Source organism: Bacillus sp. AFS001701 (assembly GCF_002559405.1).
GTDB lineage: Bacteria > Bacillota > Bacilli > Bacillales > Bacillaceae_G > Gottfriedia.
Genome location: NZ_NTZO01000326.1, coordinates 1 through 353 on the forward strand (window position 1 = coordinate 1; position 353 = coordinate 353).

1 protein-coding gene is annotated in these 353 nt (G+C 35.4%); it reads left to right on the forward strand.

Annotation, left to right across the window (positions count from 1 at the left end; translation table 11 throughout):
• The coding region (locus CN514_RS19085; RefSeq protein WP_176525972.1) for a SpoVR family protein at positions 1-353 on the forward strand (353 nt) is incomplete at both ends.

Below are 353 nucleotides of genomic sequence, written 5' to 3' on the forward strand. Positions count from 1 at the left end.
TCTGATAGTTCATTTATACGAAACTACTTAACGAAAGAACTCGTTATGCGAGAAGATATGTATTTATTCCAGCGACAAGGTAAGGAGTATAAAGTTACCGATAAAGCATGGGAAAACGTTAGGGATCAACTTGTAGTTAGTCGGGTAAATGGTGGATTCCCTTATATTGTAGTTCAAGAAGGGGATTATTTAAAAAATGGGGAGCTTTATTTGAAGCATTCCTATGAAAATATGGAACTTGATGTGAAGTATGTTGAGAAGGTTATGCCGTATATTCATCAGTTGTGGGGTAGAGGAGTTCATTTAGAGACGAATATTGAGAATAAGTCAGTTTTGTTTAGTTATGATGGGAA